General features: G+C 61.2%; 21 protein-coding genes. 4 read left to right on the top strand and 17 right to left on the bottom strand.

The genetic code is table 11. The features are described 5' to 3' along the window. Position 1: 1 nt before the first annotated feature. The 3 genes from NIBR502773_RS14795 to phoB form a co-directional block, all read right to left on the bottom strand. Positions 2–1342 carry a hemolysin family protein gene (locus tag NIBR502773_RS14795; RefSeq protein ID WP_027608251.1) on the bottom strand — a complete coding sequence of 447 codons (1341 nt, stop codon included), beginning with the start codon at positions 1340–1342 and terminating at the stop codon, positions 2–4. 270 nt (positions 1343–1612) lie between these two features. Continuing rightward, positions 1613–2899 carry a phosphate regulon sensor histidine kinase PhoR gene (phoR, locus tag NIBR502773_RS14790; RefSeq protein WP_222935532.1) on the bottom strand — a complete coding sequence of 429 codons (1287 nt, stop codon included), beginning with the start codon at positions 2897–2899 and terminating at the stop codon, positions 1613–1615. An 82-nt stretch (positions 2900–2981) separates the two neighbouring features. Beyond that, the gene (phoB, locus tag NIBR502773_RS14785; protein ID WP_003176964.1) at positions 2982–3671 is read right to left on the bottom strand and encodes a phosphate regulon transcriptional regulator PhoB; all 690 of its coding nucleotides are present in this window, start codon (positions 3669–3671) and stop codon (positions 2982–2984) included. 155 nt (positions 3672–3826) lie between these two features. Here phoB and NIBR502773_RS14780 point away from each other — a divergent pair, with 155 nt between their 5' ends. Beyond that, positions 3827–4204: a hypothetical protein gene (locus NIBR502773_RS14780; RefSeq protein WP_141156325.1), complete on the top strand. Its 378-nt coding sequence runs from the start codon at positions 3827–3829 to the stop codon at positions 4202–4204. Positions 4205–4324: 120 nt separating this feature from the next. On the opposite strand, the gene ubiA is transcribed toward NIBR502773_RS14780, so the two are convergent. Both ubiA and NIBR502773_RS14770 read right to left on the bottom strand, forming a co-directional pair. After that, entirely contained in the window at positions 4325–5215 is an 891-nt protein-coding gene (ubiA, locus tag NIBR502773_RS14775; RefSeq protein WP_141156324.1) for a 4-hydroxybenzoate octaprenyltransferase, read from the bottom strand. Next, positions 5215–5778: a chorismate lyase gene (locus NIBR502773_RS14770; RefSeq protein ID WP_141156323.1), complete on the bottom strand. Its 564-nt coding sequence runs from the start codon at positions 5776–5778 to the stop codon at positions 5215–5217. Before NIBR502773_RS14770 ends, ubiA begins: the two co-directional genes overlap by 1 nt. Before the next feature lie 197 nt (positions 5779–5975). Here NIBR502773_RS14770 and NIBR502773_RS14765 point away from each other — a divergent pair, with 197 nt between their 5' ends. The 3 genes from NIBR502773_RS14765 (at position 5976) to NIBR502773_RS14755 (ending at position 7795) form a co-directional block, all read left to right on the top strand. Further along, positions 5976–6143, top strand: a complete 168-nt coding sequence (locus NIBR502773_RS14765; RefSeq protein WP_003213373.1) for a rubredoxin — start codon at positions 5976–5978, stop codon at positions 6141–6143. A gap of 36 nt (positions 6144–6179) precedes the next feature. Continuing rightward, positions 6180–7328, top strand: coding sequence for an NAD(P)/FAD-dependent oxidoreductase (locus tag NIBR502773_RS14760; RefSeq protein WP_141156322.1), 1149 nt, complete (start codon positions 6180–6182; stop codon positions 7326–7328). 191 nt (positions 7329–7519) lie between these two features. Beyond that, positions 7520–7795 (top strand): HU family DNA-binding protein, encoded by a 276-nt coding sequence (locus NIBR502773_RS14755; RefSeq protein ID WP_003176958.1) that lies wholly within the window; start codon positions 7520–7522, stop codon positions 7793–7795. A gap of 124 nt (positions 7796–7919) precedes the next feature. Here NIBR502773_RS14755 and NIBR502773_RS14750 read toward each other — a convergent pair whose 3' ends face one another. The 12 genes from NIBR502773_RS14750 to tssA form a co-directional block, all read right to left on the bottom strand. Then, the gene (locus NIBR502773_RS14750) at positions 7920–8453 is read right to left on the bottom strand and encodes a hypothetical protein (protein ID WP_141156321.1); all 534 of its coding nucleotides are present in this window, start codon (positions 8451–8453) and stop codon (positions 7920–7922) included. Beyond that, positions 8443–12906 (bottom strand): RHS repeat-associated core domain-containing protein, encoded by a 4464-nt coding sequence (locus tag NIBR502773_RS14745; protein ID WP_141156320.1) that lies wholly within the window; start codon positions 12904–12906, stop codon positions 8443–8445. The genes NIBR502773_RS14750 and NIBR502773_RS14745 overlap by 11 nt, the downstream gene beginning before the upstream one ends. Positions 12907–12918: 12 nt before the next feature. Further along, positions 12919–13353: a DcrB-related protein gene (locus tag NIBR502773_RS14740; RefSeq protein WP_027608258.1), complete on the bottom strand. Its 435-nt coding sequence runs from the start codon at positions 13351–13353 to the stop codon at positions 12919–12921. Positions 13354–13368: 15 nt separating this feature from the next. Further along, entirely contained in the window at positions 13369–15309 is a 1941-nt protein-coding gene (locus NIBR502773_RS14735; RefSeq protein WP_141156319.1) for a type VI secretion system Vgr family protein, read from the bottom strand. A 155-nt stretch (positions 15310–15464) separates the two neighbouring features. Next, positions 15465–18128 (bottom strand): type VI secretion system ATPase TssH, encoded by a 2664-nt coding sequence (gene tssH, locus NIBR502773_RS14730; protein WP_141156318.1) that lies wholly within the window; start codon positions 18126–18128, stop codon positions 15465–15467. Beyond that, positions 18121–19164 (bottom strand): type VI secretion system baseplate subunit TssG, encoded by a 1044-nt coding sequence (gene tssG, locus NIBR502773_RS14725; RefSeq protein ID WP_053127603.1) that lies wholly within the window; start codon positions 19162–19164, stop codon positions 18121–18123. The genes tssH and tssG overlap by 8 nt, the downstream gene beginning before the upstream one ends. Further along, positions 19128–20987, bottom strand: a complete 1860-nt coding sequence (gene tssF / locus NIBR502773_RS14720) for a type VI secretion system baseplate subunit TssF (protein ID WP_065937972.1) — start codon at positions 20985–20987, stop codon at positions 19128–19130. Before tssF ends, tssG begins: the two co-directional genes overlap by 37 nt. Then, positions 20984–21499 carry a type VI secretion system baseplate subunit TssE gene (gene tssE / locus NIBR502773_RS14715; RefSeq protein WP_027608263.1) on the bottom strand — a complete coding sequence of 172 codons (516 nt, stop codon included), beginning with the start codon at positions 21497–21499 and terminating at the stop codon, positions 20984–20986. The genes tssF and tssE overlap by 4 nt, the downstream gene beginning before the upstream one ends. Before the next feature lie 87 nt (positions 21500–21586). Further along, positions 21587–22075, bottom strand: a complete 489-nt coding sequence (locus NIBR502773_RS14710; RefSeq protein WP_015886558.1) for a type VI secretion system tube protein Hcp — start codon at positions 22073–22075, stop codon at positions 21587–21589. 175 nt (positions 22076–22250) lie between these two features. Beyond that, positions 22251–23747 (bottom strand): type VI secretion system contractile sheath large subunit, encoded by a 1497-nt coding sequence (tssC, locus tag NIBR502773_RS14700; protein WP_027608264.1) that lies wholly within the window; start codon positions 23745–23747, stop codon positions 22251–22253. A gap of 2 nt (positions 23748–23749) precedes the next feature. Further along, a complete protein-coding gene (gene tssB / locus NIBR502773_RS14695; protein WP_017135823.1) occupies positions 23750–24256 on the bottom strand; it encodes a type VI secretion system contractile sheath small subunit in 507 nt (168 codons plus the stop codon). A 54-nt stretch (positions 24257–24310) separates the two neighbouring features. Further along, positions 24311–25330, bottom strand: a complete 1020-nt coding sequence (gene tssA / locus NIBR502773_RS14690; RefSeq protein ID WP_115485457.1) for a type VI secretion system protein TssA — start codon at positions 25328–25330, stop codon at positions 24311–24313. Positions 25331–25409 lie beyond the last annotated feature (79 nt).

Genomic DNA, 25409 nt, shown 5'->3' with positions numbered 1-25409 from the left:
GTCAATCCAGCAGCAGGACCTTGGCCAGCACGATCTTCGGCCCTTTCATCTTCTTGATGATGATCCGCAAGCCTTCAACCTCCAGCACTTCTTCCTCTTCCGGCACCCGTTTGAGGGTGTCGTAGATCAGCCCTGCGAGGGTTTCGGCCTCGATGTGGTCCAGGTCGACGCCCAGCAGGCGCTCCACCTTGAACAGCGGCGTATCGCCCCGTACCAGCAGTTTGCCAGGCTGGTAGGCGAGGATGCCGCGCTCGGCCTTGCGGTGTTCGTCCTGGATATCGCCTACCAGCACTTCCAGCACGTCTTCCATGGTCAGGTAGCCGATGATCTTGCCGTCGGCTTCTTCCACCAGGGCAAAGTGCGCGCCGCCTTTGCGGAACTGCTCCAGCAACTGCGACAACGGCATGTGCCGCGACACACGTTCCAGCGGGCGGGTCAGCTCGGCCAGGTTGAACGATTCGGGGATGTGGTCCAGGGCCGCCAGTTCCAGCAGCAGGTCCTTGATGTGCAAAAGCCCGACAAATTCGTTGCGCACCGCGTCATACACCGGATAGCGGCTGAATTTATGGCGACGGAACAGCGCGAGGATTTCCTTGAGCGGGGCGTTGAAGTCCAGGGTCACCAGGTCTTCACGGGAGTTGGCCCAGTCCACCACTTCCAGCTCGCCCATCTCCACGGCCGAGGCCAGTACGCGCATTCCTTGGTCGCTCGGGTCCTGGCCACGGCTGGAGTGCAGGATCAGCTTGAGCTCTTCGCGGCTGTAATGGTGCTCGTGGTGCGGGCCGGGTTCGCCTTGGCCGGCGATGCGCAGGATCGCGTTGGCGCTGGCGTTGAGCAGGTAGATCGCCGGGTACATGGCCCAGTAGAACAGGTACAGCGGCACCGCCGTCCACAGCGACAGCAGTTCGGGCTTGCGAATGGCCCAGGACTTGGGCGCCAGTTCACCCACCACGATGTGCAGGTAGGAAATCACGAAGAACGCGGCAAAGAACGACACGCCCTTGATCACTTCCGGCGATTCGACGCCTGCGGCGCCCAGCAGCGGTTCGAGGATGTGCGCGAACGCCGGCTCACCGACCCAGCCCAGGCCCAGGGAGGCCAGGGTGATACCCAGCTGGCAGGCCGACAGGTAGGCGTCGAGCTGGCTGTGCACGGTGCGCAGGATCTGCCCGCGCCAGCCGTTGGTGTGGGCGATGGCCTCGACCCGGGTCGAGCGCAGCTTGACCATGGCAAATTCCGCCGCAACGAAAAAACCGTTGAGCAGTACCAGGATCAGAGCAAAAAGAATCATGCCGAAATCGGCGAAGAGTGTGGCGAGGGTGATACCAGGGGAAGGGTCCATGATTGGGTTTTGCAGGTTCCGTGTGTTCAATAAGGGGTGACAGAAGGGCCTGAAAGGCAGGCACAAGTCGGCCAATGTAGCGGCTGACGGGGCGCTTGCCTAGTGGTTGCCGCCGGGTGGGGTGTGGAATGCTTTATTCGAAACAGCACAATTCCAATTGTGGGAGGGGGCTTGCTCCCGATAGCAGTGTGTCAGTCAGCATATCTGATACTGATGCACCGCCATCGGGAGCAAGCCCCCTCCCACATTTGGTTTTGTGCTGTGTTTGAGTTATTCGTCATTTCCGACGAGCCGCGAACGGGTCATCTGCCCTGGCGGAAAGTGGCAGGTGAACGTACTGCCATGCCCCAGCACACTGCTGATTTCCAGGCGTGCGCGGTGGCGCAGCAGCACATGCTTGACGATGGCCAGGCCCAGCCCGGTGCCGCCGGTGTTGGAGTTGCGGCTGGAATCGACGCGGTAGAAACGCTCGGTCAGGCGCGGCAGATGCTTGGCGTCGATGCCGATGCCGGAGTCCTGCACGCTCAGGTGTGCGCCTTGCTCGTCGGCCCACCAGCGGATGCGGATAGTGCCCTTGTCCTGGGTGTACTTCACCGCGTTGAACACCAGGTTGGAGAACGCGCTGCGCAATTCGCCCTCGCTGCCTTTGAGCAATACCTGTGGGTCGGCATCCAGGCTGATCTGCTGCCCGCGCTCGCCCGACAGGGCCTTGGCGTCATTCTTGATGGTCTGCAACAGGCTCTGGACGGCCACCGGTTGGTTGTCCGACGGATAATCCGTGGCCTCGAGCTTGGCCAGCAACAGCAAGTCGTTGAGCAGGGTCTGCATGCGTGAACCCTGCTGCTGCATTTGCTGCAGGGCACGGCTCCAGCGTGGGTTGATCTCCTCGACGTTGTCCAGCAGCGTCTCCAGGTAGCCGCAGATCACCGTCAACGGCGTGCGCAGTTCGTGGGACACGTTGGCAACGAAGTCTTTGCGCATCTGCTCCAGCTGATGGATGCGGGTTACGTCGCGCACCAGCATCAGGTGTTCGTTGTTGCCGTAGCGGGTCAGGTACAGCTGGATGCGCACGCGGTCGTTGGTGGGCGAGGGGATCTCCAGGGCTTCTTCGTAGTTGTCCTGCTCGAAGTATTCCTTGAAGCGCGGGTGACGCACCAGGTTGGTTACTGGCTGGCCGCTGTCCTGGGGCGTCTTGAGGCCCAGCAGGGTCTCGGCGGCGCGGTTCCACCATTCCAGGTTGCCGTCGCTGTCGAGCATGATCACCGCGTCCTTGAGCGCAGCGGTGGACTCCTGCACCCGGTCGATCACCGCTTGCAGGCGCCCGCGTACCCGTTGGTCGCGGCGTTGCAGGTGGTAGATGCTGTCGAACACCTCACCCCACAGGCCGTAGCCATCGGGCGGTGCTTCATCGGGTTTGTGCTGGCGCAGCCATTCATGCAGGCGCAGCAATTGCTTGAGGGTCCAGCCCAGGTACAGGCCGATACCGATGGCCAGGCTCCAGCCGTAATAGCCGCTGACCAGGCCCACCAACAGGCAGGCGGTGATCAACAGGAGCATGTGGCGGATCAGGGTGCCATGCCAGTTCTGGTTCACTTAAACATGCGTCCTTGTCAGCTGTTAAGGAAGGAAAGTGACTGGCTCAGCCCTTGGTGGAGAACCGGTAGCCGGTGCCGCGCACGGTTTGTACCAGATTCTCGTAGGCATCGCCCAAGGCTTTGCGCAGGCGACGGATATGCACGTCGACGGTGCGTTCCTCGACATACACGTTGCCGCCCCACACCTGGTCCAGCAACTGGCCACGGGTATAGGCACGCTCCTGGTGGGTCATGAAGAACTGCAGCAGGCGGTATTCGGTCGGGCCCATCTCGGCCGGCTTGCCGTCGATGGTCACGCGGTGGCTGATCGGGTCCAGCAGCAGGCCACCGACTTCGATAGGCGCTTCGCCATCGGTCGGGCCGGCACGGCGCAGCACGGCTTTCAGGCGCGCTACCAGTTCCCGTGGGGAAAACGGCTTGGTGATGTAGTCATCGGCGCCGACTTCCAGGCCCTGGATCTTGTTGTCCTCTTCGCCCTTGGCAGTGAGCATGATGATCGGGATATCCCCGGTCAGCTCATCGCGCTTGAGGCGGCGGGCCAGTTCGATGCCGGAGGTGCCGGGCAGCATCCAGTCCAGCAGGATCAGGTCCGGCTTGCGGTCGACGATAATGGCATGGGCCTGCTGGGAGTTCTCCGCCTCCAGGCAGTCATAGCCGGCCATTTCCAACGCAACGGCGATCATCTCGCGGATGGGCGCTTCGTCGTCAACAATCAGAATGCTCCTGCCAACCATGCTCGAAAATCCTCTTGTCATTTAACTGTCTTGCGCCGCATTAGATAACGGAATTATTGCAGTCGTGTGACAGTAATTTAGTCGCTCGGGCAATTCGGGGCACTCTGGACTACGCTTTGGGTCCGAATCCTGACAACCACAAAAGGAAGGTTCCGATGACTCACAGTACTTTTTCCTGGAAGGCCCTGCTGGTCACGGCGGCATTGACGCTGCCGACACTGGCATTCGCGGCGGAGCCGGCGATGACCCAGAAGGGCCTGTTAGTGGATCACAGCGGGAAGACCCTTTACACCTTCGACAAGGACGCCGATGGCAAGTCAGTGTGCAAGGACCAGTGCGCGACCAACTGGCCGCCGCTGAAAGCGGAGTCTACTGACAAATCAATGGGCGATTGGACCGTGATCACCCGTGATGACCAGACCAGTCAATGGGCCTACAAAGGCAAACCTGTCTACACCTACAAGGATGACCACAAGGCCGGTGACAAGAGCGGTGATGGCAAGGGTGGGGCATGGCATGTGATCAAGCCCTGATTTCGCGGCGTTGCTGAAACCATCGGGGGCAAGCCCCCTCCCACATTTGAATGTGTTCACACATCAAAAGGTGGGAGGGGGCTTGCCCCCGATGATGCCCGACCAGACACCGCAAAAACCTCAGCGAAACGCGTAATCCGCCACAATCCCGACAAAAATCGCCAACCCGGCCCAGTGGTTGTGCAAAAACGCCTTGAAGCATTTCATCCGGTCCCGGTCGCGGGTGTACCAGAACTCCCAGGCAAAGCAGCCTGCCGCCGCCAGCAGGCCCAGGTGGAACCACCCCCCCAGCTCAAACCGTGAGCCGGCCAGCAACAGGCACAGCAGCGCCAGGCCTTGCAGGGTCAGGATGATCACACGGTCGGCATCGCCGAACAGAATGGCGGTGGACTTGACGCCGATCTTCAAGTCGTCGTCGCGATCGGTCATCGCGTAATAGGTGTCGTAGGCCACTGTCCACAGCAGATTGGCTATATAGAGCAGCCAGGCGATAGCGGGCAGGTGGCCGGTTTCGGCGGTGAACGCCATCGGCATGCCCCAGGAAAACGCCGCGCCCAACACCACCTGGGGGTAATAGGTGTAGCGCTTCATGAACGGGTAGCTGACCGCCAGTGCCAGGCCGCCCAGCGATAACCAGATGGTGGTGGCGTTGGTCAGCAGCACCAGCAGGAAGCTGATCAGCATCAGTACCGCAAAGAACACCAGGGCCTCTTTCGAACGGATCCTGCCGCTGGCCAGCGGGCGTTGCGCGGTGCGTTTCACGTGGCCATCGACCTTGCGGTCTGCCCAGTCATTGATGACACAACCGGCAGCGCGAGTCAGCGTCACGCCCAGCACAAAAATCACGATGTTGGCCAGGGACGGCGAGCCCTTGCCGGCGATCCACAGCGCCCACAGCGTCGGCCACAGCAGCAGGTAGATGCCGATGGGCTTGTCCATGCGGGTCAACTGAATGAAATCCCAGGCCCTGGGGTGCAGGCGGTTCAAGGATTTGAGCAGACGTTGATACATCAGCAGTTCTCCGGATGGTCATGCAGCGCGTGCCAGAAAGCCGGCAGGAAGACTTCCGCCACCAGCACGCTCAGCGGCCCGCGATCGAAGCGTGAGCGGCGCGCCCACAGCTCGTCGGCCTGGTCCGTGGTGGGCAACCATTGGCGAGGGTAATGGCACACCTCGATGGCCTGGCGGGTGAACGCGCGGTCGCAAAACAGCAGTTCGCCGAGGGAGCGGCTGCCCAATTCGTCCATCTGCAAGCCGTCGCCCTGCAATGCACTGCGCGCCGCCACACTGCGGGCGAACACCCAGGGTTGGCCATGCCCGCGCAAATACACCTCGCGCACCCAACCGATACTGGCCGGGGGCATGCGCAGCGCCGCGCATTCATCATCGCGCAGCGGCAGCCAGCCTTCGAACAGCGGCGTCACGCTGAAGCCATCGTGGGACAGCCACGTCAGCCGGCGGGTCAGCGAGCCTTCGTCGAACAGCCAGTTCAGGGTCAAGGGCGCGGGCGCAGGGCTCAGGAGGCTCTGGGTCAACCATTGGCAAGCATCGGGAAGGGCGATTGAGTGCGGCACGGTGCGTCAGTATTGGCAGCAAAAGAGGCGGCGAGCTTACCATGGCGTCCTGATCTTTTGCCGGGCCGACCCGGCGCCTTGCGTCGATCGAGCTTGCATCTGTCGGCCCTGATCAGTACAAAACGCCCTGAGCTGCGCGGCAACGCTGGATCCATCGACCGCCGGCCAACCTGCCTGGACCCTGAGGAAGCAAGTAAATGAAGAAGTGGCAATGTGTAGTCTGCGGCCTGATCTATGACGAAAAAGACGGCTGGCCGGATGATGGTATCGCTCCGGGCACCCTGTGGCAGGACGTACCGGAAGACTGGCTGTGCCCGGACTGCGGCGTCGGCAAAATGGATTTCGAAATGATCGAAATCGGCTAATTTTCAGTTTCAGAGACGTACTACAAGGAGAACGGAATGAACGCACCTGTCGTGATCATCGGCACAGGATTGGCCGGTTACAACGTGGCCCGGGAGTTTCGCAAGCTCGACAGCGAGACCCCATTGCTGCTGATCACCGCGGATGACGGGCGCTCCTACTCCAAGCCCATGCTCTCCACCGGCTTTGGCAAGAACAAGGAAGCCGATGGCCTGAGCATGGCCGAACCCGGCGCCATGGCCGAGCAACTCAAGGCCGAAGTGCGCACCCACACCCGTGTCAGCGGCATCGACCCCGGCCACAAGCGCCTGTGGATCGGTGAAGAAGCGGTGGCTTATCGTGATCTGGTCCTGGCCTGGGGCGCAGAAACCGTGCGGGTACCGGTCGAAGGCGATGCGGCTGAGCTGGTTTTCCCGATCAATGACCTCGAAGATTACGCCCGCTTTCGCGCCGCCGCGGCCGGCAAGCGCCGCGTGCTGCTGCTCGGCGCCGGCCTGATCGGCTGTGAATTCGCCAACGACCTGATCCTCGGCGGTTATGAAATCGACCTGGTGGCGCCGTGCGAGCAAGTCATGCCGACCCTGCTGCACCCGGCGGCGGCCGCAGCGGTACAGGCCGGCTTGGAAGGGCTGGGCGCGCGTTTCCACCTGGGCCCGGTGCTCAACCGCCTGCAACGCAGCGCTGACGGCCTCGAAGCGCACCTGTCGGACGGTGAAGTGGTGCACTGCGACCTGGTGGTCTCGGCCATCGGCCTGCGCCCGCGTGTCGACCTGGCCGCCGCCGCCGGTCTGCAGACCAACCGTGGGATCATGGTGGACCGCCACCTCAAGACCTCCCACGCCAATATCTACGCCCTGGGCGACTGCGCCGAGGTCGATGGCCTCAACCTGCTGTACGTCATGCCGCTGATGAGCTGCGCCCGTGCCCTGGCCCAGACCCTGGCCGGCAACGCCACAGCTGTCAGCTATGGCCCGATGCCGGTCACCGTGAAAACCCCGGTCTGCCCGCTGGTGGTTTCCCCGCCGCCTCGGGGCACCGAAGGGGTGTGGAGCGTCGAAGGCCAGGGCGCCGACATCAAGGCCCTGTGCCGCGACGCCAGCGGTCGCCTGCTGGGTTACGCGCTGACCGGCAGCGCCGTGATGGAAAAACTCGCCCTCAACAAAGAACTTCCGCCGTTGCTGGCGTAAATACCGGTCGTTCTGTCGGAATAAGCACGTTTTTCCCCCGAGAAAGGTCGCCGCGAGACTGGCGGAGCGTGCGAGGGCATGCCATCCTCACTCCCGTCTGCCGCAGAGTAGAGCCTGCGGCGCTTTGGGCGCTGCTCCACAGACGAGCAGCACGGACATAACAACAAAAAACCGTCAAAGAGGCTTCACATATGCGTAAACCAGAACTCGCAGCCGCCATCGCTGAAAAAGCGGATCTCACCAAAGAACAGGCCAACCGCGTCCTCAACGCCGTTCTCGAAGAAATCACCGGCGCCCTGCACCGCAAGGACAGCGTCACCCTGGTGGGCTTCGGCACCTTCCTGCAACGCCACCGTGGCGCCCGCACCGGCAAAAACCCGCAAACCGGTGAGCCTGTGAAGATCAAGGCGAGCAACACTGTTGCGTTCAAGCCGGGCAAGTCGCTTAAAGACACCGTTAACGCGTAAGCAGTGCCGTCTCGACAGGGGGCGGGGTGGTAGGAAAATGGGCACGCCGACTGGGTCGGGTGCCCTTTTTTTGTGGACGGATATTGTGTGGTGGGGCAGCCAACCCCTGTTTTTTATCTTTATCTTAACTAATCAAAAAGTGATGGTGGCTGGTGATAGTGACCGGTCTGTTTTTCAGCAGATCGTTAATGATCGAGTGCTGAGCGTCGAATTCTTCCTTTAGCGTACGCTCCCAGACGGGGTCATCTTCTGTTTGCGCGTAGTGATCAATCAGATTAATGATCACCTCAAGGGCGTAGGCAAGGTTCTCCGTGTCGGTTGCGCTGTTAAGTGCAGAATTGAAACCCGCCAACGAATAGGTTTCGTGTGCCTCGGGTTCCTCATAGTTGGCAGCATACTCATCCATTGTGTCCAGCAGGTGTTGAAGTTTGTGCTGATAGGACGAGATGTTGCCTTGAAGAATAGAATCAACAATAGTTTCTTTGCTGTCGCTGATACCCAGTTTTTGCTGAATAACAGCCAGGGTATTTGGCAAGCTGAATAAGCCATTGACACACCAGGCCGATAAAAAAATAGTTTGCTTATCGGACAATTTTTTAAGGCTGTTCTGAATGAAGGCCTGATAGTTGTCTATCTCGTCGACGATATTAAACATCATGATTGTCCTGTAAGTTTTTAATCGAAAATGCCGCCGGAAGCATCCACATGAGGCTGGCAATTTGAACAGGATGCGTTGGTTTGTTTACCACCCCACGACACGCCCCATTTTTCGACTTTTGCACCTTCTGGCAGGTTTCTGATGATAACCCGTTCAGCATGGTTTTCCAGTTTCGCCTGTGTCGGGTCCGCATTACTGCTTCGTACCTTCGTGCCTGACAATATGTTTTCAGGTGGTATACCCATTTCAGCGGCGAGTTTTCTTTGCGCGGGGAGAGTGTGCCGCCGCTGCCAGCCACGTAATGTGTAGTTTTTCCATTGATCGTGACCTCCGCGATGGCGACGGTTGAATTCCGTTTGGCGAACGGATCTCTCGCCACGTCATGTATTTTTCGAGCCTTGGCACTGAGGGAGCAACTTAATCCCAGCGGGTCGATCCAGCCAATCGGATTGGGCGCGTACTGGTAAAGATTGAGTCCGCCTGCCAGCCCGATAGGGTCCCGGGTGGTAAACCGCCCTACATCAGGGTCGTAAAAGCGGAACGTGTTGTAGTGCAGACCGGTTTCTCTATCGAGGTACTGGCCTTGGTATCTCAGGTTTTGCCCTTCGATGTAATACGGTTCTTGCACTTCTTGGAGGGTATTGCCCCAGACTTTATAAGTGGCCTCCCAGACAGGGCTTCCGTCCGCTTCAGTCAGTTGTAGGGGCGATCCATTAACGTCGTTATGGTAATACCTGATTTTTTGCTGGTGACCGCGCCCATCGACACGTGCCAAAGGCTCGTATCCGCTGGTGGCATACAGGTATAAGCTTTTCTGACTGTTATGTTGCTCCTCGAGTAGTTTTAAACCGTCCCATACGAACGTGGTTTTGTTTGTCTGAAACCCATTGCGCCACTCACATTTTTCCTGACGCCTGCCCAAAGGGTCATACTTCATGCAAATCACGGAGTCCCCAGCAGTACCGTGATTTCGAACTTCAATCAGGCGATGCTCAGCGTCGTATCTGAAGCTCTGGAGACCGCGTTGGCTGCTTCTTTTTTCGATCACCCGGCCAAATCCGTCGTAACGGAAGCGCTTGTCTTGATAAGTGATTAATTTGTTGTGTACGACCAGGCCCGCTCCTTGTTGCGACCCATCCAGCAGATTTGCCGCCGCGTCATAAGCAAATATTTCTGCTTGTCCTTGGATATCGCCCTGGCTGGCAATAATCCGCCCCGTAGCGTCGTAATGCAGAAGCTGGTGGCGCTGTCCCTTGGCGTGTTGATCTCGCTTTACGACCAGGTTGTTTGCGAGGTCGTATTCGAAGTTGCTTTGCTCTGCACTGGGCAACAGCGACGCCTGTTGCGTGTATCTGCGTTGACGAGACCTTAACCTGCCACTGCGGTCATACCCCAAGTAAGTACTGATCTGCCCCTGGGTACGCATGACTTCGCGATGCAAGCGGTCGCGCTCAAAGTCACTGATGATGACGCCGTCTAAGTTGATTTGATGGAGGTGGCCACTGCCGTAGAACAATCGATTTAACCAGCGCCCGTCGGGCAATTGGGTTTGTGTCAGGTTACCCAACTCATCGTAATGATGGCGCAAACTCCCAGCTGGGCTGGCCTCCTCCAGAAGTTGGCCGAGTGCATCATACGAAAAGCCCAGCGCTTGCGAATTGCCTTGGTGATCTGTAAACGTCACTGCGAGCAATTGGTTGAGTACGTCATAAACGTATTCGGTCCGGCCATCGTCGGTAACTTTAGCTGTCAGGCGCCCGATTGCATCCCGCTCCAGCCGGTGAACAATAGGTTTAGCCCTGGTGGGCGGTACAACTGAAAGCCCTGTGCCATAAAGTGCGGGCACAGATTCCACGCTGGCCAAGTTATCCAGCGCATCGTAGGCGTAGTACTTGGCACTGCCGTCGAGATCCTGCTGTTTCTCAAGCCGGTCACCGGCGTCCCAGGTAAACAGATAACGTTCGCCATTTTCATTGGTCAGCGCCTGCAGCCTCCCGAAGGCATCGTAGCCAAACTCGACCGTACGACCGTGGGCATCTGTGCGCTGTGACACCTGCCCGCGACGGTTGCGTCGATAGTGCGTGGTATGGCCGGCAGCGTTGGTGTGGCTGACCAATTGCCCGTTTGCATTGCGCTGAAAATAGTCCATCTGCCCGTCGGGTGATTGGCTGGTTAGCAGCCGTCCTTTGGCATCAACACTGAAATGGGAGCGTTCTCCCAGCGCATCGGTAATCGTCTGCAAAAAGCCACGTTCGTCATAGCTGAACCGTGTCGGGTAGCCCGAGCAGTCAATGTACTCAATGAGCTGGCCGAATTGATTCCAGCGCATTCGTTTGCTTTTGCCCGCGGCATCAATGATTTCTACGATCTGCCCATGAGCGTCATAACGGTACTGCGTGCTATAGCCCAATGGGTCAGTTTCTCGGATGCAGTTTCCGCGTGAGTCGTATTGATACGTCCAACTATTGCCCGCCGCATCAATTTGAAATCGAGGCAGCGCCCAATGCGGCAGCCACACGGTAGAGTCACTGCGTCCCAAGGGGTCGTGTTCGCCAATCAGGTTTCCCGAATCGTCATAGCTGAACGCATATCGCCCCCCTTTCGGATCGGTTGCACTGAGTAACTGACGCTCGTCATTCCACTCAAACAGCCACGTCTGGCCCAAGTTGTCGGTGTAAGAGACAATTTGATGTTGGCTATTCCACAACCGGGTGCTGACACGCTGCAGGCTGTCGGTGATCCGAGTAATGCCCGCTTGCAGGTCATATTCAAATCTGTACTCGTCCCCTTCATCCGTCCAATGCCGGATAACCCTCCACTCCATCTGGTCAATCAACGCCCACTCATAGAAACAACGCAACCCTGTGGGCAACTGGTGTTCGACCATTCGCTGGCTGCTGTCATAAGCGAAACGTCTTTGAGTCTGGCCGGTAGCATCGCTGACGTGCGCCAGATCACCGGCTGCATCGAAGCTATAAAGGGCAAGGGGTTCTCGCCGGTGGTCGGGGTACACGCGGACAATCTGACAGACACGATTACGTTCGCGCGTCAGTTCAATCTGTATCAAGTCAAAGGTATCTCGCAGCCGAACCAGTTGACCTCGCTCGTCATAATCAAGATAAATCCGGTTGTCATTGCGGTCGCCCAATTGACTCAGGCGCAGAAATGCCGAGTCTCCAGGGGCGCTGTCGAACAGGCGGTACAGCCCGTCTTCACTCTCGATCAGCACCTGCCCGTTACGGTGACGTCGAATGCTCAAGCCCTCGCCGGCACTGAACATCGCAGTACCCAGCGGCATAGCCCCCAGATGGATGCGTCGTGCCTGTTCGTCGGTGTAGACCAGGTCTTCGCCGCCATCTGGGTGAGGCAAGATTTCGATGCAGACCTCATACGAAACGCTCCATCCTGCGCCAAACATCCCGTTGCGACGTTTATCCCGGCTGTTGTAAAAGCGTTGCCAAGTGATCGGCAGTATCCCTGGCAGTACGAAATCCATTTCGGTATTACCGCCCAGCACCTTTGCTCCCGTCGCCGCATGTACCGGATTGGGCGAGCCCATCGTTGCATTTGCCGCTGCCCCCATAGCCTGGCTGACCGCATAGGACGTGACTCCGCTAAGCAACATGCAAGGCAGGTCGCTCAGCGTCTTGCCCTTCGCTCCCTTGAGCATCATCAGCACTTCAATCGCCAACCCAACGCCTGGGGTTTTCCCGCTGCGAATCTCCTGTACCACCACCGTACCGCCGCCAATCGTGACATTCGGCGAGATCAGGCCCGAGGACACTACCGTCGCGTCGCACATGCTGCGGTCACCACTGCGCACGGCGGGCTGGCCGTTGATGGTGACTTTGTCGGAACCCTCCGCCAGAAGTTGCGGGGGCATCGGCGGATGACGGGCGCACAGGACCATATCGGTGAGGGCTGGAACGACACCAGGCGCGGGCGTGGCGACGGTCGGCCGCCATAGCTGCGAGAAGAAGCCCTCGGCCATATCCAGGAAGCCAGGCTCGGCTTGTGGCGCGGTGTCGGGTTCCGGCGGCGGGAGTTCAAGCTCCGTGCCTGCGGGCGCCACATGCGAGGGAATGGAGCCTGCCGCACGCGCAGCGGGGATGCTATTGACGAAAGTGTCGGCCGAGCCTACCGCAATCGTGGCTTCCACCACCGGAGGAAACAGCGCGTTGGCGAAACTCTCGCACATTTTACTGAGGCCCTTGTCGGCCCCCGTCTTGCTCATGGCCATGCCGACGACAATGCCGACTACCGCGCCGAGGATGCAGCCACCAATGCCGGCAGTAGCGACCGTCACACCAATCGCCGCCGCCACCGCAGCAGTCGCCAGAGCAGTGATCGCCACGTTGGCCGCCACCTCCAGCACACCGCCAAGAATGTCGGCCATCATGGAGGTGTGGGTCAGCGCATCGCCCATCCGGGCAGCCCATAACGCGTCAGACATACAAGCAACTCATCAGGAAATAGCGTCGAACGACAGCGAATTTTTAATCAACGCCCAATGCGCCGCCTCGGCATCCCCAAGCTTCTCCGCCTTCACATAACTCAAGGCGATCATCTTGCGCGTGCCCGGTATCACCAAGGCCAGCTGGTACTGAAATACCTTGTCATTGCCCTTGTTGAATTGGCTGCGCAGCTCGATGCCTTCCACCTCCTGCGCGGCGCCCAAACGCACGTCCACACCCGGTTGATAGCGTAAATCCTGCACCTGTTTTTCCAGGCGCTGGAGCTGGTCGTTGAAGTTGCTGTGCAGGGTTTCGCCGTCAGCCAACAGGCTGCGGCTGACGATCAGGGATGTGCCCAACTCCGGGAACTTGAGGATATTGATCGTCGCGTCCTGCAACTCACTGGCGGGCAATTGGAACTGGAATTCGTTGATTCGGTACGTCATGGCAAACGGGTCTCGTCAGGAGCTTTTAGGCGCGGGGAAGGCGGCTTTGATATTGGCGTCGATGGCGCCTTTCTGGCCCTGGCCGTCGGGCGTGGCGCCAGGGCCGCCGCCGTTGTTCAGGTGCAGCACGCCGCCGGTATTGAACTCGGCATCGCCGCTGGCGTAGAAGCTGATTTGCACGCCGGTCAGGTTGATCTGCCCACTGGCGTTGAGCTCCAGGATGCTTTCACCGCAGACCAGGCGCAGGTTTTCGCCCACTTCGATGACGTAGCTCTGGCTGATGCTGTCGGTCTTTCTCTGGCCCACCGAGAGGATGTCTTCCTGCTTGACGATGCGCAGGCGGTTGTTGCCGATGGTCACCGTCTCGTTATGGCCGATACTTTTATTGCGGTCGTGCCCGACGGAATGACTTTCATCCACCTCCACCACAATGTCCTGGTTACGCTCGGCATGGATATACAACTGCTCCAACCCCTTCTTGTCCTCCATGCGGATTTCATTGAAGTTGGCCGGCGTGCCGCCCTTGCTCGATCGACTCTTCATGCCGCTCTGGGTCGCGTTCTCCGGCAGGTCGTACGGCACCGTCTGCTCGGCGTTGTACACCCGCCCGGTGATGATCGGGCGGTCCGGATCACCTTCCAGAAAGCTGACAATCACTTCCTGGCCGATCCGTGGAATCTGCATCGAGCCCCAGTTCTTGCCGGCCCAGGACTGCGACACGCGGATCCAGCACGAGCTGTTTTCGTTGGATTGGTCGTGGCGGTCCCAGTAGAAGTGCACCTTCACGCGGCCGTACTGGTCGGTCCAGATTTCCTCGCCTTTGGGGCCAACCACCAATGCTGTCTGCGGGCCTTTGACGATGGGGCGGTGGGTGGTGGCCAGCGGGCGGAAGCTTTGCTGGGCGTCGATGCAGGTCAGGCTGCTTTCGAACTGCGCCGAACCCGAACCGCCGCCGCTTTCCAGGCTTTCCTGGACGATGTAGTAGCGGCAGCCGACGATCAGGTATTCGCGGTTCTGGTCCTGGCGGCTGAAGCCGGTGAGGCTGAACAGGTGGCCGGAACCCAGGCCACGGGCATTGCCGGCGAACTCGATCTGTTCATGCAGGGTTTGCAGGGCTTCGATGCGGGTGCGCGCGTAGTGTTCGCCGTCGGCGCTTTGCACGTAGGTACCGGGGTAGTCGTACAGCGGATAGTCGCCGGCGGTGTGCGGGCGCGGCATGGCCGAACGCACGTCGATGCTGGCGCTGGGGCGCTGGAAGTCGTAGTCGTTGAGCTCCAGCGAGCCCGGCTGAACCTCCTGCGCCAGGTGCCAGTTGTGCATGTGGTCGCGTTCGCGCTGCTGCTCGTCCTTGGGGTAATACGGGATCGACGCATAGCCCGGCACCGTGGTGTGGGCGCCATAGGCGTCGGCCAGCACCAGCACATGGCGGTCCTGTTCATGGCGGAAGAAGTAGTAGATGCCTTCCTGTTCCATCAGGCGGCTGACGAAATCGAAGCTGGTCTCGCGGTACTGCACGCAGTATTCCCACTCGCGGTACGGCCGGCTCAGGGCGTCTTCGAAGTCGGAAAACCCCAGGTCGCGGAACACCTGCTTGATGATCTGCGGGATGCTCAGGTTCTGGAAAATCCGGCAGTCCGAGGTGCGAGTCAGCAGCCAGAACCACGGGCGCAGCGTCACCTGGTAACTGGCGAACTGGCCCTGGTCGATGTTCTGGCTGCAGCGCGCGACGATGCCGTGGAAGTGACGCTCACCGCCGTCCGCCAGTTGCACACCCACGCTCATCGGCTTGCCGAGCAACTGGTTGAGGTCGATGTTGGCGTCCAGGGACGTCAGTTGCAGCTCATAGGTGAACAGGCGGCCCAGCTCTTCGCCGCCGCCCATTTCATTGAGCAGCAGCACATCCGGCCCGAGGGGGCTGGTGATCTTGGCCAGGCGTGAGGCTTGGTTGAATAGCATCGGTTAACCTGTAAATGACTAAATAACTGACGGAACCGGTTCGAAATGCGGGAGGGGGCTTGCCCCCGATAGCGATGGGTCAGCCAGAAATTTCTAACCTGATACAACCCCATCGGGGGCAAGCCCCCTCCCACATTTGATTGCATTCCTTCAGTTCAATCGGCGTCGCTGAAGTCGTAGTGCAATTCATTATCCCGGCTGCTGATCCGCACACCCGCCAATGCCTTGCCTTCGAGCATGCGCGTGAGGAATTCACGGCTCATGTCCGGCAGCAGGCTGTTGGTGAGGATGGTGTCGATCATGCGCCCGCCGCTTTCGGTCTCGGTGCAGCGCGAGACGATCAGGTCGACCACCGCGTCGTCGTACTCGAAGGCGACCTTGTGGGTCGTCTCCACGCGCTTCTTGATGCGGTTGAGTTGCAGGCGGGTGATCGCCTTGAGCATCTCGTCGCTCAGCGGGTAGTACGGGATCGTCACCAGGCGGCCGAGCAAGGCAGGCGGGAAGATCTCCAGCAGCGGCTGGCGCAGGGCCTTGGCGATTTCTTCCGGCTCGGGGATGTTCGCCGGGTCCTTGCAGACCTGGGAGATCAGCTCGGTACCGGCGTTGGTGGTCAACAGGATCAGGGTGTTCTTGAAGTCGATCACCCGGCCTTCGCCGTCTTCCATCACGCCCTTGTCGAACACCTGGAAGAAAATCTCATGCACGTCCGGGTGGGCTTTTTCCACCTCATCCAGCAGCACCACGCTGTAGGGCTTGCGCCGCACCGCCTCGGTCAGCACGCCGCCTTCGCCGTAGCCGATATAGCCCGGTGGCGCGCCCTTGAGGGTGGACACCGTGTGGGCTTCCTGGAACTCGCTCATGTTGATGGTGATCACGTTCTGCTCGCCGCCGTACATGGCTTCGGCCAGGGCCAGGGCGGTTTCGGTCTTGCCCACGCCGGAGGTGCCGGCCAGCATGAACACGCCAATCGGCTTGCTCGGGTTGTCGAGGCCGGCGCGGGAGGTCTGGATGCGCTTGGCGATCATCTGCAGGGCATGGTCCTGGCCGATGATGCGTTTCTTCAGGTGCTGGTCGAGGTTGAGCACGGTTTCCAGTTCGTTGCGGGCCATGCGGCCCACCGGGATACCGGTCCAGTCGGCGACCACCGAGGCCACGGCCTGGTAATCCACGGTCGGCAGGATCAACGGGGTTTCGCCTTGCAGCGCGGTGAGGCGCTGTTGCAGGTCGACCAGTTGTGCACGCAATTCATCGTTACCGCTGTCCACGACGCCGGCCTTTTCGCGCAGGGTTGCACGGGTGGCGAGCAGCTCATCCACCAGGGTTTTTTCTTCGGCCCAGCGGCTTTCCAGGGTCGCCAGGCGCTCACGCTCGGCGCTTAACAGGGCTTCGCTGTTGCTCTGGCGCGCACCAATGGCAATGCCGATGGCATGCTCGCGGGCGATGATTTGCAGCTCGGTTTCCAGGGCTTCGATGCGGCGGCGGCTGTCGTCCACTTCGGCCGGCACCGCGTGCAGGCTGATGGCGACGCGGGCACAGGCGGTGTCCAGCAGGCTCACGGATTTATCCGGCAACTGACGCGCCGGGATATAGCGGTGGGACAGCTTCACCGAGGCTTCCAGGGCTTCGTCGAGGATCTGCACCTGGTGGTGCTTTTCCATGGTCGAGGCCACGCCGCGCATCATCAACAGCGCCTTGTCTTCCGACGGCTCGGCCACTTGTACCACCTGGAAGCGGCGGGTCAGGGCCGGGTCTTTCTCGATGTGCTTCTTGTACTCGGCCCAGGTCGTCGCGGCCACGGTGCGCAGGGTGCCACGGGCCAGGGCGGGTTTGAGCAGGTTGGCCGCATCACCGGTGCCGGCAGCGCCACCGGCACCCACCAGGGTGTGGGCTTCGTCGATAAACAGAATGATCGGCTTGGGCGAGGCCTGGACGTCTTCGATGACCTGGCGCAGGCGCTGTTCGAACTCGCCTTTCATGCTCGCGCCGGCTTGCAGCAGGCCCACGTCGAGGCTGCGCAGTTCCACATCCTTGAGTGCGGGCGGCACGTCACCGGCGACGATGCGCAGGGCAAAACCTTCGACCACGGCGGTCTTGCCCACACCGGCTTCACCGGTGAGGATCGGGTTGTTCTGGCGGCGGCGCATGAGGATGTCCACCAGTTGGCGGATCTCTTCGTCACGGCCCACGATTGGATCGAGCTTGCCGCTGCGCGCTTGTTCGGTGAGGTCGACGGTGAAGCGCTTGAGGGCTTCCTGCTTGCCCATCGCACTCGGTGCCATGGCGCCGCTGGCCTCGCCCGGCACGGCGCCGGCATTGAAACCGTCGCTGGCAGTCAGGGCGTTTTCCGGCGAATCACCGACGTATTCGTCAAACCGCTCGCTCAGGGCTTCGGCCTTGATCTTGTCGAACTCCGAGGACAAGCCCAGCAGCGCATGGCGCAGGCTTGGCGTCTTGAGGATGCCCAGCACCAGGTAGCCGGTGCGCACCTGGCTTTCGCCGAACATCAGGCTGCCGTACACCCAGCCGCGTTCCACCGCCTCTTCCACGTGGGACGACAGGTCGGTGATCGACGTCGAGCCACGCGGCAGACGGTCCAGGGCTTCGGTGAGGTCTCGGGCCAGGCGCGCCGGCTCGACGTTGAACTGGCGGATGATGCGGTGCAGGTCCGAGTCCTGCAGTTGCAGCAACTGGTGGAACCAGTGGGCCAGTTCCACGTACGGGTTGCCCCGCAGCTTGCAGAACACGGTGGCGGCTTCGATGGCCTTGTAGGCCACGCTGTTGAGTTTGCCGAACAGTGCGGCGCGACTGATTTCACCCATGCTCTGGATTCCTTGAGGTGGTGGCTTGATCGGCGTAATGCCGGGCCAGGATTAGGTCGTTGGCATCAACCGCAGGGCAGCCGAGCCAGGTGTTGAAGCCCAGGCGGAACTGGCCATTGAGTTGCAGCGCCGGTACTTCGGGTTGTTGCAGAACCAGGTTCAAGTCCCAGTCCAATTCATGGCCCAGGTACTCGGCCACCCACGCCACCAGCTCGTTGAACGGCTGGCTGCCGGGCAGCATGCCCATGTAGTCGTCCAGCTTGAGCGGGCCCAGGCGGATACGGAATTTATGCTGGCGGTCCCATACGTGGCTGCCCAGGCAGAAGTCCACGCCGAGCTGGTTGGCGCTCACGCCCACGCGGCTGCGCTCGGGCAGTTCCAGCCATTGGCCGACGTATTCTTCGATCTCCACCGGCAGGCCGAAATACTCGCCGAGGATCGCCTTCAAACCGTCCGGGTAGCGGGTTTGTGCCGACAGGTGGCCGCTGTAGTGCAGCTTCGCCGTGTCGGGGATCAATCCCTGGTTAAGCAGGCTCGGCATGCCCCGGCCACTCAAGGCCGCGAGGCGTGCGGACCAGTAGTCATCGTCCGGGCGATCGTGGCTGACCGTCGGCCGCGCCTCGGCCCAGGCCCGGTAAAACAGGCTCAGCAGGCGGTGGTGGAACACGTCCAGGAACTGCTTGCTGGTGCTGTCGGCGTTGTTGCGCTGGCGCTCGCGTACGTACTCGGTGATATGCAGCGGCAACGGACCGTTGGGGCCACCCAGGCCGAAGAAGAACTGTTCCAGCCGCGCCGGTTTGCCGTCGCCGCCGGGATCGACCGAGGCCAGGGTGGCCGGGGCGAAGGTGCAATCGGCCTGTTGCCCCAGGCGCAACGGGTCATCCGCCAGGCGCAGGGAGTGGCCCAGGCGCGGCAGTTCGGGCGATTCGCACTCGATACGCCGCAACGCCTGGAAGAAATCGTATTCCCAGGGCTCCTGATGCATCGCATCCAACGTACTCACAGGGTCGGACGACGCCCGGGCTTGGCTTTCCATCGCATGATCTCGCCGCGTTCGGTGGTACGGATCACCGTCTCGGTAAAACTGTTGATCGACACGTAGCGTGCCAGGAAGCGTTCCAGCACCGCACCGAGCAGGAACACACCGGTGCCGCGAAACGCGTTTTCATCGAACTCCAAGGTAATTTCCAGGCCGCGGCCAAACACAATCGGGCCGGGCATCGGCAGGCGCCGGGTAACGGCCTTGCTGCTGACATCGCGCAAGCCTTCGATCTGCAATTGCAGCGCCGCGTCGTTGCTGTCGCCATACAGGCGCAGCAGTTCGCGCAATGCCGCCGCGCCCTGGCCTTGCTCGCTCAGGGACAAATAGTTGAGCGACAACTGGCTGATCAGGCGCCAGGCCTTGGCGTCATGGGCATGGCTGGCGCGTGGGCGGCTTGGCCCGGCGACGCAACGCACGGATAACACCGGCGCGCTGTCGGCCAGGGTGAAGTCGGTCTTGCCGTTGCCCACGCTCATGAACAACGGCAGGTCGCGGTTGGTGCACAGCGCGGTCACGCCGAGTTGGCGCAGATCATGGCGATACGGCGCCTGGCGGCTGTCGACCAGGCTGACAAAGGTTTCGCTGCCCACGTAGGTGGAGCGCGGGCCGTTGCGGCGCTGGTCGCTGGACAACACCCGCGGCTCGCGGCGCACGGTGTAGTACGCCTGGTCGCGGCCATAACGGGATGGGTCGCGGACCGCATAGAACGGCAAAAAGGGCTGCTCTGGCCCGGTGCCGTGGCCGGTGATGCCGCTCAACGAATGAATTTCGAAATCCATCGGCCGCGTGCGGTCGGCAATCACGTGGTGCTCGTTGACCCGGTCGGACAAGTGGATGCGGTCCACGCGCTTGGGGAACAGGTTGATCGCCGGGGTGCAGAACGGCAGGAACTGCGCCGCGCCGACGCTGCCTTCCAGGCTTGGCTCGTGACGGTCGAACAGCACGATCAGTTCCAGCTCCTGGCCGTCGCAACGCTTGACCGCGCGGCTCAGCTCGGCGAATTCGACGAACAGGAAACGGTGGGGCAGGGCGAAGTATTCCTGCAACAGGCGATAGCCCTGGAAGGCCCGCGCGACCACCGGCATGGCCGCATCGGCGTCGTCGAAACCCCGCGAGCGCAACGCGTCCTGGGGCAGGCGCTCGACCCAATCGCCACCGGGCTTGCGCGCAAACACCGCGCAGGCGTTGCCCAGCAGTTGTTCGTAAAGGCGGAACGGCTGCTCGTCGGCACCGCTGAGGTACAGCGGCAGGTTGTCCAGGTCGAGGCTGTTGAACGGCAATTCGGCGCCGGTACGCAGGGTCAGGCGCAGGCCGGCCTTGGCTTTCGGCTCGCTGGCGGCCAGGCGCCCGAGCACGGCGGCGGGGTTGCCGAAGTACTCGGCGTTGCTGACCTGCAACGGCCACAACGTCACCGGGTGCGCGGTGCGGTACTCGCAGCAGGTCTGGGTTTCGCGGCCCAGGGCGGCGCGCAACACGGTGTCGCGCGGCAGAGGGAAGCCGCTGGCCAGGGAGCCTTCATCGGGGTCGGTGTGCAATTGCACCACGGTCATCGACGGCGTCGGCGCCAGGTAGTGCGGGTAGGCGATTTCCAGGAGGTTGTGGGTGAAGGTCGGGTACTCGGCGTCGAGTTTGAGCTGTACGCGGGCGGTGAGGTAGGCAAAGCCCTCAAGCAGGCGTTCGACGTACGGGTCGGCGCAGTCCATACCGGACAGGGTCAGCCGACTGGCGATCTTCGGGTATTCCTTGGCGAACTCCGCCGCGCTTTCGCGCACGTGGTGCAGTTCCTGGTTGTACAGCTCCAGCAGGCGCGGGTTCATGGGCGCCTCCGCTGGTCGGCATTCACCACGCGCACATGGCCGGATTCCAGGTCGAGGTCGGTTTGCAGCAACAGGCGCAAGGGCACCGGCTGCGCCCACAGGTCGCCTTCGATCTCGAAACTCAGGGCGTTGTGATTCATCTCGCCATGGCCGACGCGGGCCTTCACCCGCAGGGTATGGCGCAGGATGCGCGGTTCAAAGGTGGCAATCGCCTGGTAGATCAGGGCTTCCAGGGCCTTGATGTCGACGCTGGAAACGCTGTTGCCCGCCAGCGCCGGCAGGCCGTAATTGACCACCGAGGTACCGGCCTGTGTGTGCAGCGTGGCATCGGCATCGAGCAACGACGTGGTATTGAGCAGCCACGCCAGGTCGCGCAGCACCGAGGCTTTCAATTGGGTCAGGGACAGCACGCGTTTATCGGCGCTTTCCTTGGGATTGGTTGGGTCGTCGTCGGTCAACCGGTCCAGCAGGGACGGTTGCAGACGGTCGCGGGAAGCGATTTCAGTTACCACCAAAGCAGCTCCACGGACGGGTTGCGAGAGGGACAAAAGGCTTGTGGCCGTGGCGTAAAGCCACGGCCACAAGCGCTATCAGTGCTATCAGCGCTTGGTGTTGGAACGGATGTTCCAGCCAAACTTGATCGCGCCGCCGTCTTTGGTGCCGTCGGCTTTCTGCGGCTGGTAGTCGACCATCACTTGGGCGAAGTTCAGGGTGACGTTTTCAGTCAGGCGGTCATCGCCGCCCGAACCGCCGGTGCTCAGGGACGTTACCAGCACTTCTTCCAGGTTGATCACCATGTACTCGACCTGGCTTTCGCCACCGGCCTTGCGCACGGTCAGCTTGACCTTGTCGATGTGCTTGCCGCTGGCGCAGTGCATCATCAGGTTCGGCGAGGCCTTGTCGACGTACTTGGTCAGCGACAGGTCCTGGATGTTCACCTTGCCCGCGCCGCCGCCACCGCCAACGTGCATGTTGCCGGACTGGGCCATGCCCCAGCTCCAGTTCAGCACGTCGATTTCGTCCTTGTGGGCCTTGTCCATGGACTCGCCCTTGATGTCGCCGATCTTGATGAAAATATCAACAGCCATGTTTTCTCCCTGTGTGGTCTCAGCCACTGTATTTGTTAACGCCGCCGACCCCTGTAGGAGCGAGCTTGCTCGCGAAGGTCGTCAACGGTGACGCGGGCATCCTGGATGAACGCAGCGCCTTCAAGTTTTTCGCGAGCAAGCTCGCTCCTACAGGGAGCGAGCCAGTCCCGATTTTTTACGCGCTTTTCGCCGAAGGCAGCTTCGATACCAGACGCAACGACACGGTCAGCCCTTCGAGCTGGTAGTGCGGGCGCAGGTAGAACTTGGAGTTGTAGTACCCCGGGTTGCCCTCGACATCTTCCACGATCACCTCGGCGGCGGCCAACGGGTGCTGGGCCTTGGTGGTCTCGGTGGAGTGCGCCGGGTCACCGTCGACGTAGTTGAGGATCCAGTCCTGCAACCAGCGCTGCATCTCGTCCTTCTCTTTGAAGGAACCGATCTTGTCGCGCACGATGCACTTCAAGTAGTGCGCGAAACGGCAAGTGGCGAACAGGTACGGCAGACGCGCGGCCAGGTTGGCGTTGGCGGTGGCGTCCGGGTCGTCGTATTCGGCCGGCTTCTGCAACGACTGGGCGCCGATGAACGCGGCGAAGTCGGTGTTTTTCTTGTGCAGCAGCGGCATGAAACCGTTCTTCGCCAGTTCCGCTTCACGGCGGTCGCTGATGGCGATTTCGGTCGGGCACTTCATGTCCACGCCACCGTCATCGGTAGGGAACGTGTGGGCCGGCAGGTTTTCCACTTCACCGCCGGACTCCACGCCACGGATGCGCGAGCACCAGCCGTAGTGCTTGAACGAACGGTTGATGTTCACCGCCATCGCGTAGGCGGCGTTGGCCCAGGTGTACTTGGAGCTGTCGGCGCCGTCGGTGTTTTCTTCGAAGGCGAAGGCTTCCACCGGGTCGGTCTTGGCACCATAGGGCAGGCGCGCCAGGAAGCGCGGCATGGTCAGGCCGATGTAGCGCGAGTCTTCCGATTCACGCAGCGAGCGCCAGCCGGCGTATTCCGGGGTGGTGAAGATCTTGGTCAGGTCGCGCGGGTTCGACAGTTCCTGCCACGAGCCCATGCCCATCACGGTCGGCGATGCCGCAGCAATGAACGGGGCGTGCATGGCGGCGCAGACTTTCGACAGCTCGCCCAGCAGTTCCACGTCCGGTGGCGACTGGTCGAAGTAGTAGTCGCCTACCAGGCAGCCGTACGGTTCGCCGCCGAACTGGCCGTATTCTTCTTCGTACATCTTCTTGAAGAGCGGGCTCTGGTCCCACGCGGTGCCCTTGAATTTCTTCAGGGTCTTGTGCAGGTCCGGCTTGGAGATGTTGAGCACGCGAATCTTCAGCTGCTCATCGCTCTCGGTGTTATTGACCAGGTAGTGCAGGCCACGCCAGGCGCTTTCCAACTGCTGGAAATCCTGGTGGTGGATGATCTGGTTGACCTGGGCGGTGAGCTTGGCGTCGATGGCGGCGATGATCGATTCGATCGATTTGATCGCGTCGTTGGACACCAGGTCGGTTTGCGCCAGTGCCTGTTCGGCCAGGGTGCGCACGGCGGTTTCCACAGCTTCGCGGGCACGCTCGGTCTTAGGCTTGAATTCCTGCATCAACAAGGATGCGAACTCGCTGGTTTCCTCGGTTGCACCCAGGCTCTGGGTGCCTTCGCGGGCGGTATTGTCAGTCATGATTACTGGTCCCCTGCAGGCTTAGGCGCACTGGCAAGTGCCTGGAGCAGTGCCGGGTCCTTGATCGCCTTCATGATGATTTCTTCAGCGCCAGTCTTGCCGTCCATGTAGGTCAGCAGGTTGGCCAGCTGGGTGCGGGCTTCGAGCAGCTGCTTGAGCGAGTCGACCTTGCGGGCCACGGCGGCCGGGCTGAAGTCGTCCATGCTTTCGAAGGTGATGTCCAGGCTCAGGTTGCCTTCGCCGGTCAGCTCGTTGGGTACGTGGAACGCCACGCGCGGCTGCATGGCCTTGAGGCGCGAGTCGAAGTTGTCGACGTCCACTTCAAGGAACTTGCGGTCGGCCACCGGCGCCAGAGGCTCGGCAGGCTTGCCGGCGAGGTCGGCCATCACACCCATCACGAAGGGCAGCTGGACCTTTTTCTCGGCGCCGTAGAGCTCGACGTCGTACTCGATCTGCACTCGAGGCGCGCGGTTGCGCGCGATGAATTTCTGAGAACTTTGCTTCGCCACGTTGCTGCTCCTGGTCGCTTGAGCGACGGTGTTGTTACTGCGCAGTCGAGCGGCTTACTCGCCGTCCGGGCCGCGCAGGTTTTCAAATTGGGACATCCCATCGGGAATCAGATTGCGCACGATGGCCGCGAAGTCGGCGTGCACAAGGTGCTTGGCCCGGTTCAGCAACACCGGCAACGGGCTCGAAGGCTCGTGCCGGGTGTAATACGCAAGGATCTTGTCGAGGCTGCGCAGCACGTCATCACGGTTGCTGATGTCGCCGCTGGGGCGAGGTGCGGCGGGGGCAGCGGCGAAGTCCACCGAGGGGGCATTGTCGTCACTGACGGCCTCGGGTTCGCTGCTGGCAGCGCTGTTCGGAACAAACTGGTTAAGCACCTGCAGCGCCTGCTTGAGCGGTTGCTTCAACAGGCTGAGGTCCACGCCTTGGGCGGAACCCACCTGGTCGCTGACCTGCTGCTCGATGGCTTCGCAGGCGGCGCGTGCGGTGCTCAAGGCGTCTCGGGTGGCTTGCAGGTGTTCGGGGTCGCTGTCGAGGAACGCGGCGTTGAGCTGCTGGGCGCCGAGCTGTTCGTCGGGGAAACTCATCAGGCCGCTGGCGTTCAGCGCGGCGCGCAGGCTCACAGGGCCGAAGGTGCGCGAGCGCGTGAGGATGCTTTCGCGCAGCAGACGAATGGTCGCATCGCTGGTCAGGCCGGAGAGGGCGTTGATGCGTACGGTGGGGTCGTTATCGTCGTCGGCATCCAGGCGCGGGTGCAGGTCGGCCCAGTATTCGCGCAGCAGCGCATTGATCAACGTGAGGACTTCAGCCAGCCCGGCCGCACCCTGGAGGGCGAGGGAGCTTTGCAACAGGAAATGGGTGATGCGCAGGTCTTTGCTGCGCTGCAGCAAGTCGAGGCTCTGCTGCTGGATGCTGCGCCATTCCGGCGGCTCGGCGGGCAGGATCGAATCGCCCATGCTGCGCTCGGGTTGGCCCTTGGCATCACGCTCCAGCTGGAGAAAATCCGCGTCATATTCCATGTCTTCGCCACAGGGCGAAGTCGCGGAAACGGCGGTGAGCAGCAACGGCACATCCACTGAAATTGATCTCCCTATCAGCCCGTTACATGGCGGGCAATGCATGCATTAGTTGCGCAAGGAACTTTGCATGTTTTCT

It is taken from the genome of Pseudomonas sp. NIBRBAC000502773 (assembly GCF_006517195.1).
GTDB lineage: Bacteria > Pseudomonadota > Gammaproteobacteria > Pseudomonadales > Pseudomonadaceae > Aquipseudomonas > Aquipseudomonas marginalis.
This window is presented reverse-complemented; position numbering and strand designations above follow the sequence as displayed.